Annotated in this window: 12 protein-coding genes and 1 tRNA gene; 6 read left to right on the forward strand and 7 right to left on the reverse strand. The window is 52.2% G+C overall.

Annotated elements, in window-relative coordinates:
- Positions 1 to 151: 151 nt before the first annotated feature.
- Positions 152 to 613, reverse strand: coding sequence for an FxsA family protein (locus tag GC090_RS18355; RefSeq protein WP_006121708.1), 462 nt, complete (start codon positions 611 to 613; stop codon positions 152 to 154).
- Between the two features lie 328 nt (positions 614 to 941).
- Here GC090_RS18355 and aspA point away from each other — a divergent pair, with 328 nt between their 5' ends.
- From aspA to GC090_RS18385, 6 genes are all read left to right on the forward strand, one after another.
- Positions 942 to 2,378, forward strand: a complete 1,437-nt coding sequence (gene aspA / locus GC090_RS18360) for an aspartate ammonia-lyase (RefSeq protein ID WP_033739147.1) — start codon at positions 942 to 944, stop codon at positions 2,376 to 2,378.
- 114 nt (positions 2,379 to 2,492) lie between these two features.
- Positions 2,493 to 3,794 (forward strand): anaerobic C4-dicarboxylate transporter, encoded by a 1,302-nt coding sequence (locus GC090_RS18365; protein ID WP_324020607.1) that lies wholly within the window; start codon positions 2,493 to 2,495, stop codon positions 3,792 to 3,794.
- A 57-nt stretch (positions 3,795 to 3,851) separates the two neighbouring features.
- Positions 3,852 to 4,166: a divalent cation tolerance protein CutA gene (cutA, locus tag GC090_RS18370; protein ID WP_006121705.1), complete on the forward strand. Its 315-nt coding sequence runs from the start codon at positions 3,852 to 3,854 to the stop codon at positions 4,164 to 4,166.
- Positions 4,142 to 5,842: a protein-disulfide reductase DsbD gene (locus tag GC090_RS18375; protein WP_324020608.1), complete on the forward strand. Its 1,701-nt coding sequence runs from the start codon at positions 4,142 to 4,144 to the stop codon at positions 5,840 to 5,842. Before cutA ends, GC090_RS18375 begins: the two co-directional genes overlap by 25 nt.
- 64 nt (positions 5,843 to 5,906) lie before the next feature.
- Positions 5,907 to 6,485: a division control transcriptional repressor DicD gene (gene dicD / locus GC090_RS18380; RefSeq protein ID WP_324020609.1), complete on the forward strand. Its 579-nt coding sequence runs from the start codon at positions 5,907 to 5,909 to the stop codon at positions 6,483 to 6,485.
- Between the two features lie 106 nt (positions 6,486 to 6,591).
- A tRNA-Phe gene (locus GC090_RS18385) sits at positions 6,592 to 6,667 on the forward strand.
- A 242-nt stretch (positions 6,668 to 6,909) separates the two neighbouring features.
- Here GC090_RS18385 and GC090_RS18390 read toward each other — a convergent pair.
- The 6 genes from GC090_RS18390 to GC090_RS18415 all read right to left on the reverse strand — a co-directional run bounded on the left by GC090_RS18390 (position 6,910) and on the right by GC090_RS18415 (position 14,864).
- Positions 6,910 to 7,176 carry a hypothetical protein gene (locus tag GC090_RS18390; protein WP_172913047.1) on the reverse strand — a complete coding sequence of 89 codons (267 nt, stop codon included), beginning with the start codon at positions 7,174 to 7,176 and terminating at the stop codon, positions 6,910 to 6,912.
- Between the two features lie 688 nt (positions 7,177 to 7,864).
- Entirely contained in the window at positions 7,865 to 8,860 is a 996-nt protein-coding gene (locus tag GC090_RS18395) for a glycosyltransferase (RefSeq protein ID WP_324020610.1), read from the reverse strand.
- 373 nt (positions 8,861 to 9,233) lie between these two features.
- A complete protein-coding gene (locus GC090_RS18400) occupies positions 9,234 to 10,538 on the reverse strand; it encodes an oligosaccharide flippase family protein (protein ID WP_039338998.1) in 1,305 nt (434 codons plus the stop codon).
- The gene (locus tag GC090_RS18405; RefSeq protein WP_039338999.1) at positions 10,535 to 11,533 is read right to left on the reverse strand and encodes a glycosyltransferase family 2 protein; all 999 of its coding nucleotides are present in this window, start codon (positions 11,531 to 11,533) and stop codon (positions 10,535 to 10,537) included. The genes GC090_RS18400 and GC090_RS18405 overlap by 4 nt, the downstream gene beginning before the upstream one ends.
- Positions 11,534 to 12,306: 773 nt before the next feature.
- Positions 12,307 to 14,640 (reverse strand): Fe(2+) transporter permease subunit FeoB, encoded by a 2,334-nt coding sequence (gene feoB, locus GC090_RS18410; RefSeq protein ID WP_205949882.1) that lies wholly within the window; start codon positions 14,638 to 14,640, stop codon positions 12,307 to 12,309.
- Positions 14,640 to 14,864, reverse strand: a complete 225-nt coding sequence (locus GC090_RS18415; RefSeq protein WP_110268055.1) for a FeoA domain-containing protein — start codon at positions 14,862 to 14,864, stop codon at positions 14,640 to 14,642. The genes feoB and GC090_RS18415 overlap by 1 nt, the downstream gene beginning before the upstream one ends.
- Between the last annotated feature and the right edge of the window lie 430 nt (positions 14,865 to 15,294).

Below are 15,294 nucleotides of genomic sequence, written 5' to 3' on the forward strand. Positions count from 1 at the left end.
CAGAGAGATAGGGCCGCGCTTTCCCTCTTTCAAGGGGGGAACCTACAAATTTTTTTTGCCTGATGATGCGACTGATGACTTTTTGAACAAAGGTGGCAAACGGGCGGGCGAACAAACAAAAAGCGCGACCCGACGTCGCGCAGGGTAGGGATTAACGATCCTTAGGATCGTCATGGTGTTCAAGACGATCGGTATCTTTACGTTCGTACTCGCCATCCATGGTATAGCCACTGTCCGGGCCCGCTCCCGGCCCGCGCCAGACGCGCAAATGCGGCATCAGCTTCAGCGTGAGGTGCTTTTGCACCGGTGGCAGCAGCAGAAGCAGCCCCAGCATATCGGTAAAGAAACCAGGCAGCAGCAGCAGGAAACCGGCAATGATCAGCGAAACGCTTTTGATCATCTCCTGTGCCGGGCTTTCATTACGTGCCAGCTTCTCCTGCATCAGCATAAAGTTTTTCATGCCCTGATTTTTGACTAAAGACACGCCAATGCAGGAGGTGAAAACCACCAGCAGCATGGTGAGCAGCACGCCCAGGACGTGTGCAACCTGAATGAAAAGTGAGATCTCAATCCAGGCCAGTACGAAAAAGATCACTAACGGTAACCAGCGCACCGGATTCTCCTGTGAGTCAGGCTGCCCGGTCGTTAACCCGACAGCGTGGAATATGAATGTGAAAAAGGTAAAAAACAGAGATGGTTATTCTGATCGTCAATTTCAACCGCAACCGGCAAATTTTTGCTTACGGGTTATTTTTGTGAGCAATTTCACATATTGTTAACGTAACGCGGCCAGACAGGTGATCTCTGTTCGCGCTTTGCGTCTCTGTCAGAATAGGATCGTGCTCACCTGCCTGAATACGGATAAAATAGCGGTTCTGGCGCTTCCCCACAAAACAAACACATCATCTGCGATGGTTAGCAGTGACAACAAGAAGGTTATCATGGCGAACAACATTCGTATCGAAGAAGACCTGTTAGGCATGCGTGAAGTTCCGGCGGATGCTTACTATGGCGTTCATACTTTGCGTGCGATTGAAAACTTTTACATCAGCAACAGCAAAATCAGTGACATTCCTGAGTTTGTTCGCGGCATGGTGATGGTGAAAAAAGCCGCGGCGATGGCAAACAAAGAGCTACAAACCTTACCGCGTGATATCGCCAACACCATTATTCAGGCCTGCGATGAAGTGCTGAACAACGGTCGCTGCATGGATCAGTTTCCGGTTGATGTTTATCAGGGCGGCGCAGGCACCTCGGTGAATATGAATACCAATGAGGTACTGGCGAATATTGGTCTGGAGCTAATGGGGCATCAAAAAGGCGAATATCAGTACCTGAACCCGAACGACCACGTAAATAAATGCCAGTCCACTAACGATGCCTATCCGACGGGTTTTCGTATTGCCGTGTACAGCTCACTGCTGAAACTGCTCGACGGTATCAGTCAGTTAGCGGACGGGTTTCAGCGTAAAGCGGATGAATTCCAGACCATTTTAAAAATGGGTCGTACCCAGCTACAGGATGCGGTGCCGATGACGCTGGGCCAGGAGTTCCATGCCTACAGCGTTCTGCTGAATGAAGAGACGAAAAGCATTTTGCGCACTGGCGAACTGCTGCTGGAAGTGAACCTGGGCGCAACCGCTATCGGTACGCGCCTGAACACGCCGGACGGTTACCAGCAGCTGGCGGTGCAGAAACTGGCGGAAGTCAGCAACCTCGCGGTAGTGCCCGCCGAAGACCTGATCGAAGCCACTTCAGACTGCGGTGCCTATGTCATGGTGCATTCATCGCTTAAACGCCTGGCTGTCAAACTGTCGAAGATCTGTAATGACCTGCGCCTGCTTTCTTCCGGCCCACGCGCGGGCCTGAACGAGATTAACCTGCCGGAGCTGCAAGCCGGTTCCTCCATCATGCCTGCTAAAGTGAATCCGGTGGTGCCTGAAGTCGTCAATCAGGTGTGCTTCAAGGTGATTGGTAACGATACGACGGTCACGATGGCGTCGGAAGCCGGCCAGCTTCAGCTCAACGTCATGGAGCCGGTCATCGGTCAGGCGCTGTTTGAATCGATCAGCATTCTGACCAACGCCTGCTATAACCTGCTGGAAAAATGCGTCAACGGTATCACGGCGAACAAAGCGGTCTGCGAAGCCTACGTGTTTAACTCCATTGGGATTGTGACCTATCTGAACCCCTATATCGGCCACCATAATGGTGACATCGTGGGTAAAATTTGCGCCGAAACCGGCAAAAGCGTGCGCGAGGTGGTGCTGGAGCGCGGCCTGCTGACCGAAAGCGAGCTGGATGATATTTTCTCTGTGCAAAACCTGATGTATCCGGTTTACAAGGCGAAACGCTATACCGATGAAAACGAACAGTAAGGCGTAATTGCGCTTACTGGTGTAAAAGGCACATCGTAATCAAAACGATGTGCCTTTTTGTTTGTTAAAAGGATGGGTTTGCTTTTCGGCTCATCATCATTTCGGGAGTGGCACATGTTCCTGGTTGAACTGTTTATCGTGGTACTGGCGATCTGGCTGGGCGCGCGTCTTGGCGGGATCGGTATTGGCTTTGCGGGCGGCATGGGCGTGCTCATCCTGACGCTTGGCTTTGGTATGAAGCCAGGCGCCATTCCGTTTGATGTGATTGAAATCATCATGGCGGTCATCGCGGCGATTGCGGCCATGCAGGTTGCTGGCGGCATGGACTACCTGGTCAGCCTTGCCGAACGCCTGCTGCGTCGTCATCCCCGTTATGTCACCTTTCTTGCCCCGCTGGTCACCTATGTGATGACGCTACTGGCGGGCACCGGTCATACCGCCTTCTCTACCCTGCCGGTCATCGCCGAGGTGGCGAAAGAGCAAGGCGTGCGTCCTTCTCGTCCGCTGTCGATGGCGGTTGTCGCATCTCAGGTTGCCATTACCGCCTCGCCAATCTCGGCGGCGGTCGTCTTCTTTGCCACGCTGCTCGAACCGCGCGGCGTCAGCTATATCATGCTGCTGGCCATCGCCATTCCGGCTACCATGATTGGGCTGTTTCTTGCCGCGCTGGTCACTAACTTTCTGGGAAAAGAGCTGAAAGATGACGCCGTTTATCAGGCTCGCCTGGCGAAAGGCGACGTGGCCCTGCGTGGGGAAACCGTCTATCACGCCAGACCTGGCGCCAGAAAGTCTGTCCTGCTGTTCCTGGTCGGGATTGCTGCCGTGGTGATCTATGCGACCATTACCAGCGAAAGCGTAAACCTGATCGTCAATCCGCCCCTGCCGCGCAACGAAGCGATTGTGGTATTTATGCTCACTATTGCCACGTTGATTAGTCTGACCTGTAATATTGACAGCGGCGCGATTCTGAGCGCCAGTACGTTTAAATCCGGTATGAGTGCCTGCGTCTGCGTCATGGGCGTAGCCTGGCTCGGCGATACCTTCGTCAAAGCCCATCTGGCGGATATCCAGATGCTGGCGGGGGATACCTTAAAAACCTATCCGTGGATGCTGGCGCTGGTATTGTTCTTTTCTTCGATGCTGCTCTATTCTCAGGCAGCAACCGCGAAAGCCCTGCTGCCTGCGGCGTTAGCCCTTGGCGTCACCCCTTTGACAGCTATCGCTTCTTTTGCCGCCGTGTCAGCGCTGTTTGTGTTACCGACCTATCCCACACTGTTAGCCGCCGTTGAGATGGATGACACTGGCTCGACCCGAATCGGTAAGTTCGTGTTCAACCATGCCTTTATCATTCCCGGCGTGCTGGCCATCACCCTGTCTGTCGTGTTCGGCTTTATTTTTGGTGGGCTTCTGCTGTAGTCCCGGCCGCACAGTGAACGTGCTATCATCGACGCGATTTTCAACAGGAGCCTCATGATGAATGCCGTTGTCATCCTCTGCACCGCCCCTGACCAGGCGTGCGCGCAGCAGCTTGCCACCCAGGCGCTGAAGGCCAGACTGGCCGCCTGTGTCACCCTTTTACCGGGTGCCACCTCGTACTACGTCTGGCAGGGCCAGTTGGAGCAGGCCAGCGAAGTTCAGATGTTACTCAAATGCGATACAGCTCATCAGCAGGCATTGCTCGATCTGCTTAAGCGCTCACATCCTTATGACGTACCAGAACTGCTGGTGCTTCCGGTTCAACATGGAGACAGTGAATACTTGTCATGGCTGCACGCATCGCTCGCTTAATTACCCTGATACTGGCCCTGTTTATCTGCCTGCAGGCGCAGGCTGACCTGTTTGCCCCCAAAACCACCAGCCGCTTTTTGCCCGTCGACCAGGCTTTTGCTTTTGATTTCGACCAACAGGGCGCACAGCTCAATCTGCACTGGAAGGTTAAAGACGGCTACTATCTCTACCGCCAGCAAATCAGGGTCGTCGCCAACAATGCGCGTATCGCGCCTGTGGCCTTGCCAGCGGGTCAGCCACACGAAGATGAATTTTTTGGTAAGAGCGAGATTTATCCGCAGAACCTGAACGTGCCCGTCACGCTGCAACAGGCCGCCAGGGGCAGTACGCTGAGCGTGACGTATCAGGGCTGTGCTGCCGCTGGCTTCTGTTATCCACCTGAAACGCGCAGCATTCCACTCACGTCCGTTGTCGCCAGCGCGGATGCAGACTCAGGGGAGCGCCCGCCCGCCACCGCCAGCCCGCTCCCCTTTTCGCCATTGTGGGCGTTGCTGATTGGTATCGGTGTGGCATTTACGCCCTGCGTCTTACCGATGTATCCCCTGATTTCGGGCATTATCCTTGGCGGTAAGCGTAACAACTCGCTGGGTCGCCTGTTCGCGCTGGCCCTGGTTTATGTGCAAGGAATGGCGCTTACCTATACCTTGCTCGGCGTGACAGTCGCCGCGGCTGGCCTGCGTTTTCAGGCGGCCTTACAGCATCCCTATGTCCTGATCGGTTTATCCGTGCTGTTTGTAGTGCTGGCCATGTCGATGTTTGGCCTGTTTTCGCTACAGTTACCCGCCAGCGTACAAACCCGTCTGACGCTGTGGAGCAACCGTCAGCAGGGCGGCTCACTGCCCGGCGTTTTCCTGATGGGCGCGCTGGCAGGTTTAATTTGTTCCCCCTGCACCACCGCGCCGCTCAGTGCCATCCTGCTCTATATCGCACAGAGCGGTAACCTGCTGGCGGGTGCCGGTACATTGTGGCTGTATGCCATCGGCATGGGCTTACCGCTGATTGCCGTGACGCTGTTCGGTAGCCGCTTCCTGCCTAAAAGCGGCCCCTGGATGCAGACCGTCAAGGAAGGGTTTGGGTTCGTTATTCTCGCGCTGCCGGTTTTCCTGCTGGAACGGGTGCTGGGTGAGCTGTGGGGCGTGCGCTTATGGAGCCTGCTGGGCGTCGCCTTTTTTGCGTGGGCCTTCAGTGCCAGCCTGCGCGCCAGCGGCGGCAAATGGCGCATCGTGCAAATGCTCATGCTGATCGCCGCCCTGATCAGCGCTCGCCCTTTGCAGGACTGGGCGTTTGGCAATGACGCGCCACAGCAAACTGTCGCGCACCTTCCCTTTCAGTCTGTTCAAACGGTTAGCCAGTTAGATCAGGCGCTGCAACACACACAGGGCCGCATGACGATGGTGGATTTGTACGCGGACTGGTGCGTGGCCTGTAAAGAGTTTGAGAAGTATACCTTTAGCGACAGTGCGGTACGTGCCAGTCTTAAAGATGTCCAGTTGTTACAGGCTAACGTCACAGCGAACACGGCCACCGACAATGCGCTGTTGCAACATCTTCACGTGCTGGGGCTGCCCACGATTTTATTCTTTGATGCTCAGGGAAAAGAAATTCCCGGTTCACGTATCACCGGTTTCCTGAAGCCAAAGGATTTTGACGAACATTTGCAGAAACTGCGTGAGTAAACAACACTGGAACCTGGACACAGCCCGTTGACCTGAACGGGCCTGCATCGCAGAGGAGAACGGTTTGCAACGTGAACAGATACTTGACCATGCATTAAACGTGCTTGAACAAAATGGCTTAGCGTCCACTTCGTCGCTGAAAATCCTGGCCGAAGAGATGCGACTCAGCGAGCAGCAACTTGAGCAGTTCTGGGCTGACCGCGACGCACTGCTCTACGACGCATTGCAGTTTCATGCCCAGCAAATCGACAGCTGGCGACAAGAGGTATTACAAAACAGCGCACTGCGACCCGAACAGAAGTTAATGGCGCGCTACGAAGGGTTAAATGAGCATGTCACCAAGGGACGCTTTCCCGGCTGCCTGTTTATCGCCGCCTGCAGCTTCTATCCGCATCCCGATCAACCCATTCATCAACTGGCAGAAAAACAGAAGCGCGCCTCCTGGGAATTTACCCACACTATTTTAAATGCGCTGGGTCTGGATAACCCGAGTATGGTGGCCGATCAAATGGAGCTGGTGCTGGAAGGCTGCTTAAGCAAGCTACTGATCAAGCGCAATGCGCAGGATGTGGATGTCGCTAAACGTCTGGCGGAAGATATATTAAGCATTGCCCTGTGCCGTAAAAATGGTGCACTGGCGTGAGTTTCAACGCCTTTGACTGAAATTCAGGCAATCAGTCACGTTTTACAGGGTTTTTTCATGAAAGCCGTTGACGGCCTGCGGCCTTTACGGTTTAATGCGCCCCGTTGCCCGAATAGCTCAGTCGGTAGAGCAGGGGATTGAAAATCCCCGTGTCCCTGGTTCGATTCCGGGTTCGGGCACCACAAATTTGAAACCCTCGCTTCGGCGGGGGTTTTTACGTTTTAGCACTCATAATGCGCCTTAGCACCGCAAGAAAGTGAATTTTCTACGTTCATCATGACCAGTCGCCCTTTCTGCATGACAGCCTGCCTGTGATAGCGGTTGCATTCGCCATCTCCTCCTCTGTAGTCATGCGCCCTTTCCTGTATTGGATTCAGAGGCATTGCCTTTTAACAAGAAAAAGCGATGATACATTTTTCACTGTTCAGGATTCGCCATGAACGCTTCGACCAGCATCAACATCGGCCTGCTGCTGTTCCCCGCAAAGACGCCTGACGACACAAAAAGCGGCGGCCTGGCTGGGTGATAACCGATTGGCGTAAGCGATGGCTTTCAACTGTGCGACAACAAACGCTGTCACTGCCGCAACCAGAAAGCCACCTGTCACCTGACCTGCATGTCGTTGATTTCCCCCCTGCTCACCGCTTCGTGACGCACGGGCATCGGTAAGAATGAAAAGAACATGCCCCATGTTACTTACACTCAGAGTAGCATGTCGGGCTGACATCGTGCTGCTCAGCACGTTGAAGGCGCGTCTCTACGTCGAGCATTTCGGATGCCTCTGGCAATCCAGAGCTGAACTAAATGCGTTTTTTCATGGCGAACATGCAAAGACACCTGGGCGTGACCTTCAGGATGCTGGCGTTATCTGATACGTGGCAGAAACGGAGCGGCCGACGAGACGGATAAGCGTTATGGACAGCAGATATTTTCCGAGGTCGTCAGCACGGCTCGGGCGCGTGGCCATAACTCTCTCTCAGACGTGCTGAGAAGTCACACCTGGGCCTGCCAGTGCTGTGACGCGCAGGGAATAGTGCACATTAAAGGAAGCGCTTTCACGCAGCGACTCAGCAGGTTGAGTCGGCTATTCAGGGCCTGAAGGTCAATGCATAACGCCATCTCCAGCCTCGCCTTGCGTTTGCGCGCGGTCATCTTCGTTATGACGTTCACGATCAGGCTGCGGAATGAATGCAATGCCTGCCCTGCATCGGGGACCGACGCGACAGTGAAAACGCGGCCCCTTTTCAGCATTGCGGCATTTGACCCAACGTTGAATAGCAAAATACTGACGCGATGACAGAGCCCCCTACGGAAATTCACCTCGCCAAAATATGCGCCATTTCCGTCGAGGGCCCGACACTGAATGACAAAGCCGGAAGTTAAAAAAACCGTAATCTGAATAGCATATACAACACCAGATAAGCCACTCTGGCATTCACATTCATGACGTGGTACTTCACTTTCTCGCTTCTGTTTAATAATGCCAGTACGTTTGCCGGATAGCGTTTCTCTTTGATCCGTTTGATACTTTTCCGGATTTCATTAATGTTAAGCGTGGTGTAATACATGGCGGTAACGATTTGCATATCGAGGGTGAGCTTACGTTTGGTGACACCAGTAGAGAAAAGCGACAAATCCTCGTTTTTATATTTAACAAATAACCTTTCATACAGATCAGTCAGGTAACGCTTACGATCCAGCAATTCTTCATACGGGACGCGTCTTTTCGACAGCGAGTTTTCCACATCATCATAGTGATAAGATGCACTGTCAAAAATAAACAGATCATCGACATAGTAAAGACAGTTGAGATTAAACAGCAGGTCTTCACTCATCGATATTCCTTTAGTGAAGCGGAGCTGGTGATCCTCAAGCAACTTTCTTCTGTAGCACTTGTTATGGAGATAGCCAATGTTATCACTTAACTCAAGCTCATCCAGCACAGCAGGAATAGACTGATGGCCGAAATGGCCATAGGTGGAAAGGCTACCCACGCGCGAGCACCTGAGGTTCCCCACCAGTAAATCAACAGGTTGTGAAACGCTCTGAGAAAGGTGCTGATGAAACATAGCCAGAAAGTCATCATCAACCCAGTCATCAGCATCAACAAAAATAACGTATTCTCCCGTAGCCACTTCCAGGCCTGCATTTCGCGCTGCGCTGACGCCGGCATTACTCTGCGAGATAACATTAAAATTTTTATAGTGTTTAAATTCATCAAGAACAGAGGCGCAGTTATCTTTGCTGCCATCATTCACCAGGATAACTTCATAATCTTTGCATGTCTGAAGGAGAAGACTTTGCAGGGTACGCATAATCGTCTTTTCAGCATTATAAACAGGTATTATTATACTGAATAAATATTTATCATTCATTTCAAAACCTCGTAACCAGCCCTAATGCCTGCCGCCCTTAAAAAGGCGAAAAAGATAATGAAAATAAAAGCCTTTCCTTTTCCTGATAACCGAAAAGAAAATAAGCATCTAATTATTTATTAACCCACTCTAAGATTATAAAAGCGCGAAATTAAACTGACCGTAAACGGGCATTATTCGGATCATGAAGATACGCTTTCATTTTTATTAAGCGACAATTAAAAAAAAACGAACAGGCAGGGTACATCCTCCCGCCACATGGCAGGATATTAACGTTACTCACGCGCAGATAAAAAACGCGTTATATTAAAGATGCCGTTCAAGACGTTTTATTTAAACGTCTTACAACGCATATCTTTAAGAAATATCTGCGTCACCGCCCAGAAAAGAGCGAGCGATTAATAAGAAACCACAGTTTTCCGGGTTGAATGAATATTTTGTGAATCTTCATCATCGGCTGCCCACGGAAAAAATAGTTTAACAGCGTAAAGGCCATAAACTCAGTAATCACCACACTTATGGCGCCACCAGTAATGCCGAAGGCTGGCACCAGTGTCACCGTCGTGATCAGACATACCGCCAGCACACAGAACGTTTTTTTGATCAGGTAGCGATAGCCATTGTATTTAATAATGAAGCGATCCATGACGCTGCTTAGTACACCAAACATGGCGCCGATGCTTAATAACACCATCGGGGCAATCGCTTCGGTGTAAGCTGCGCCGTAGAAATGCCGGATAAACCAGGGGCCGATCAGGGCGATACCGCCGATAACGGCCCCCGACACGGCAATGACCATTAGCTGTAACTTCTGCGCGCGGACAATCGCCACATCAGGATCACGTTCGGCAAACAACGCGGGATAAAACGAGGCAAGTAAAGCGTTGGGTAAAAAGACCCAGGCCACCGACAGCGTCATCGCGACAGAAAAGATGCCCGCCTCTTTTAACCCTAAGAACCATGAAACGCTGAGCTGGTTAAGCCGGGTATAAATCGTAATCGCAATCACCGACAGCACCAGGGATCGTCCGGCCTGCAAAATATACCCGCTGTAACGTCGGATATGAGTGAGTCGGGGAAGCGGCGGCTTCTCATGCGTACGTCGTTGGTGCCAGCTAAACACACAGAGTTTGATCAGGAAAGGAATGAAGGTAGCCAGCACAATGGGAATGGCCAGCAATTCCGGTTTGAGCTGGAACCAGGAAATCCCATAACGGATAGCCAGACTGATCAGGAGACCGGTAAGGTTAGCCATCACGTTCAGCTTCGCATTCAACACCGCTTCATTGTAGATATTAACCAGATCGATAGCCGAGAACAGACAAGCCAGTGCCGCCGCGCAGATAAAGACAAACGCTTGCGAGTTCATCTCTTCCCGCATCACCACAATGCCAATGGTAGAGAGCACACAGTAAAGGCTAAACACCAAAATGACAGCCGGCACCATAAGGCGGATGCCAGAACGGTGATTCTGGGCAATGCGCTTGAGCAGGATGACGTCGCAGCCCATCATCGCCACAGACTGGATAAACTGAAATATCAGCATGGAAATGGCGATCACACCAAACGTGACAGGCCCGACGTACTTAGCGACGAAGGACGTTACAAACATCAGGCCAAATACCGCAACCAGCTTCTCAATGATCATCCATAACGAGTTTTGCAGCTTTTGTTTCACGAACGCGCCCTCAACAGAGTCTGTACGGCATGACGCAGCCCGGACACCAGGCGTGGAGACAGGTAGAAAAGCGTAAAATAAAGGCTCCAGGCGTCTGGGAGCACGCCCGCGGCAATATAGGCACGATAGTTTTGCCGGTAAAGTTCAATATACTGCCTGACGAATGCCGCGCTGAACGTCCCACTATACAGGGCTTTATAGATGTGCGAGGCCGTAACCTTCAGAAATAAGAAGTAGTAATAACGTTCCTGCGGCCGTAGCAAGACGCGTTTAATCCCTGTAAAAGCCCGGACGTAAGTGAAGTGTTTTTCTTTGAGCGCCGAGCGCGTTGCGGAATCGTGTGACTCAACATAGTGGTAGACGACCCGAGGGCTGAACACGACCTGTCCCTGCGGGGCACCGGACAGGTAGCTGATCACAAACAGCAGATCTTCAAAGTTGAAGATATCTTCCCGAAAGCGTAACTGCTGCTGTTGCACGATCGTCCGGCGGAAAAACTTGTCACAGATACCGTGTTTCGGCGTGTGGTAGAGCAGTTCACCGATCGCCTTATCAGCGCGCAGACTGCGCAGTGCGGTCTCTTCAGGCTCCCCGGACAGCGGCTCGCCGTCATGAGAAAAGGTGCGGGATTCGCCTACGGCCAGAATGACGTCTTCATTCATCAGCCCCAGCCAGGTATCCAGCACACCTGAAGGCAGAAAGTCGTCGGCATCGATGAAAGAGAGGAATGTGCCACGCGCAGCATCCAGACCGCAGTTACGTGCCGATGAAACGCCGCCATTGGGCTTATCTATAATCTCTACGCCAGGATAATTCTGGTATTTTCTCATTAGCTCAAGTGAATTATCACTTGAACCATCATTGACTAAAATAAGCTGGCAATGCTCAGCATGAGGTTGCTGAAGAATACTCTCGACGCAACGTTCAATAAACATCGCGCCGTTATAAACAGGCACGATAAATGACACTAAAGGGGCGTGTTGATCATTAAACATATAACCTCTGGTGTGACATATTTATTAAAGTGTAGCGCAGGGAAAGTGTCGGTTAGTTCCAGCTATTTTTATTCGTAAAAATTTTTCGCTACTCTAAATCAGTCATCTGTATGCACATCGCCAATTTTTGTATCAAAATATGTATAGCATGAAACCAGGAAATAAAAGACAGCATAAACATGAGGATGACATCAAAACTAAGAGTATTCTGTAATTTAAAATGGCGTTACTGAACCCTGCGGAAATACAGAGATCCTGTCTATGATACTCTACTCAGGCGCGGACCGTTTCCGCAATAAGCCACCTTCGCAATGTAAAGCGTAAAGAGAACATTCAGACAATAGCCAGTAAAGTGAAAAATGGAAGACACTTTTCCCGGAAAAAATTAATAAGAACTTCCTTATAAAAATCGACATATCTCAGATGACACATTAATAAAAAACAACGCGTGTCCAGTAAAAATAAATAAATATGCCAGAAGAAACAGAAGTGTTTAATTAACGTTTAACTTTTTGGGGCATATAAAAAATCTCAGCGCCTGAAAATATGCGTGGACTGGCACACCCCGGGGCTGCATGGACTGGCTTTCTGCGGTGAGATTGATTCCGCCCGGGTCGCGGAGAGAATCGCTAAATATGCTTCCGGCATTGCCTCTTCGTTCAACGGCGACCGAGGAAGCCGTGCGATCAGACTGGTAACCTTATCGTCATTGCTTTCCGGCGGCTCCGTCTGTCCACGGTTATCATGGGCAGACGCACGCATCCCCGTCGTCCTCAGTCGCTGGCGTGCCGGTGCTCAGCACATCCCGTACAGCCGCCACATCCTGTCTTACGCGATGAGGTGAGCGGTGCGGAAACCGGCTTCGTGCGCACACGTCCACCTGCGTGGCGCAGCAGGCTAATGACCAGACCGTTAAGCACGACCACACTCATCAGGCACAGCGCGCTAAACCCCGGATGCAGGCGAAAACTGACACTCTGATAAAACAGCGTAGCAACGGAGTACGCAACGTTCAGGCCCCAGAAAAAGGAAAACAACATCCAGTTTTTCCCGGCTTCCCGGGCTATTGCGCCCATCACCGATACGCAGGGAACGTAGAGCAACACAAACAGCAAATAGCTGTACGCTGCGAAGCCGTTGCCGAATTTCGCACTCATCACGCCCATTTGCGTCGCATTGATTGTACTGTCACCTTTACTCGCTTCAATAGGGTTGGCCAGCGCACGCAGGCTGAATGCGCTCTTCAGGCTGTCACCGGTTTCTTTCAGCGCGTCACCTAACTCACCCGACAGCGAAAAGTCCTGCGGGCGAAACGCGCCGCTTTGAACATCTTCGCCGACATAAAGACTGTTCAGCGTACCGACCACGACTTCTTTCGCCATGATGCCTGTCACCAGCCCGACCGTGGCCTGCCAGTTGTCTGATGTCACGCCGACTGGTCGCAGGGCTGGCGTGACGACTTTACTCACAGTAGCCAGCGCAGAATCATTGATATGGTCTACGGTTGCCCCACTAAACGAAAAGTTGCTGAGTAATCCGATCACCATGCTGACCACAATAATGACGCGACCTGCGCGCACGATAAACATCTTTAAACGTTGCCAGGTCTGGATCAGCAGGCTTTTCACATGGGGGCGATGGTAGACCGGCAGCTCCATAAGAAAAGGTGACGCTTCGCCGCGCAGCAGCGTATTTTTCAGGATAAGCCCAGTGACGATGGCCACGATAATGCCCAGCACGTACAGAGAGAAAACCAGGCTGGCGCGCCAGGCGCCAAAAAAGGTGGCGGCGAAAACCGCAAAAATCGCCAGCCGCGCACCGCAGGACATAAAGGGCGCAATTAGCACGGTAAGTAAGCGCTCACGGGGTGTATCCAGCGTGCGCGTGCCCATTACTGAAGGCACGTTGCAGCCAAACCCGACGATAAGCGGTACAAAGGATTTCCCCGGCAAACCCAGCGACTGCATCAGGCGATCAATTACGAACGCTGCACGCGCCATATACCCCGAGTCTTCAAGAAAAGACAGAAACAGGTACATCAGGCCGATCTGGGGCAGAATCGGCAACACCGTGTTAATCCCGGCCCCTATGCCCTGCGCAAGGAAGACCGTTACCCAGTCGGGAAAGTGGCAGGTATAGCCCAGCCACTGCGCGCCATGAATAAACAGCGCCACCGATCCGCTGTCGAACAAAGGCTGGAAGGCTGCACCGATGTTAATTGACAGCACAAACATCAGATACATCACGCCCAGAAAAACCGGTATTCCCAGGAACCGGTTCAGCACAAGGTTGTCCAGCCACTCAGTCAGCGCAGCGGGTGCGGCTTTATTGAGGTTACAGACCGCGGCGCAGAGCGCGTTGATAGCCTGATAACGACAGTTCACCACATGCATTGCCGGATCGCCGCCCGCCGCCTGCCTGATCGCCGGCAGTTGGGGGACGACTGTGGGACAGATGCGCTGACTGTTAATGTCACCCGCCAGCAGCTGTAGCGCCAGCCAGCGCTGCTTTTGCCTGGCGATGTCCGCAGGCATCATCGTTTGCAGGCGCGCGATGGCCGTCTCAATTTCACGAGGATAAACCAGAGGTTGTGGCGGTCTTTCTCCCTGCCAGTCGTCAATGGCGCGTTTAAGCGAGGCGATGCCTTCGCCACGTGTTGACGTCAGCGCCACGACCGGGCACCCCAGCCGGGCTGACAGCGCTGCCCTGTCGATGATGATATTCTGGCTGAGCGCGATATCCTGCATGTTTAACGCCACGATACAGGGCATGCCCAGCTCCAGTAGCTGAAAAGTCAGGAAAAGATGACTCTCCAGGTTTGAGCTGTCTACCACATTAATCACCAGGTCGGCGTGATCCTCAAACAGATACCCACAGGCGATACTTTCATCGATGGCGCTGTCCGCCGAAAGCGTTGTAAGCGAGCGCGTGCCTGGCAGATCAACCAGCCGTACATCCGTTTCAGCCGTAAAGAACTGCCCTTCCTTGCGTTCTACCGTCACGCCCGCCCAGTTCCCTACGCGCTGGCGGGCCCCGGTAAGCTGATTAAATAACGTGGTTTTACCGGTATTCGGGTTGCCGATCAGACCCAGGGTTAATGTTTTCATCAGCGGACTTCTTCCAGCAGAACCGAAGCCAGATCGCGTTGCCGCACCGCCAGACTGAGGCGACGCGTACGGATATGAACGGGATCGCCCAGTGGTGCAGTACGGATAACGTCAATCAGCGTGCCGGGCAGCACGCCCATGGTTAGTAATTTTTGCCGCCAGGCGGGATCAACAGAAGGCTGGTAGCCTCTGACACGATAGGTGGTGTGTGTTTTGATTTTCACAGATATATCCCAACCGTTAACAACTAAGGCAGGAATTATACAAATGATAACTATTCTTGTTTCTTGATCTGGATGGGGGTGATGCGCAGGATAACGACAAAAACACGCTGATATGCCATTTCACCCTGACGGCCCGCTCGGGTTAAGGGCCATCCGGAAAGAAGCATTGCGGAAGATTGTCAGAAACGTCCCTCAGCGGCAAACAGGCTGAGCGGCCTCAGCGGTGGGCAAATAACAGATGGTGTTGCCATACCTATTTTCAGCCCCCTGTCTGTGAAGCACGGCTTATACAGCGAAGACGGACACAACGTCAGATTGCGGTCACGTATGAGGGCAGCGAAAAATAATAACGCGCAAATGTCTCATACAAGCCTTCATCTTATTATTGCGCGAAAAAAACGTAACTCCCGGTACATTTCTGCATAAACGG

It is taken from the genome of Pantoea sp. JZ29, assembly GCF_035190385.1.
In the GTDB taxonomy this organism is placed as follows: Bacteria; Pseudomonadota; Gammaproteobacteria; order Enterobacterales; family Enterobacteriaceae; genus Pantoea; species Pantoea stewartii.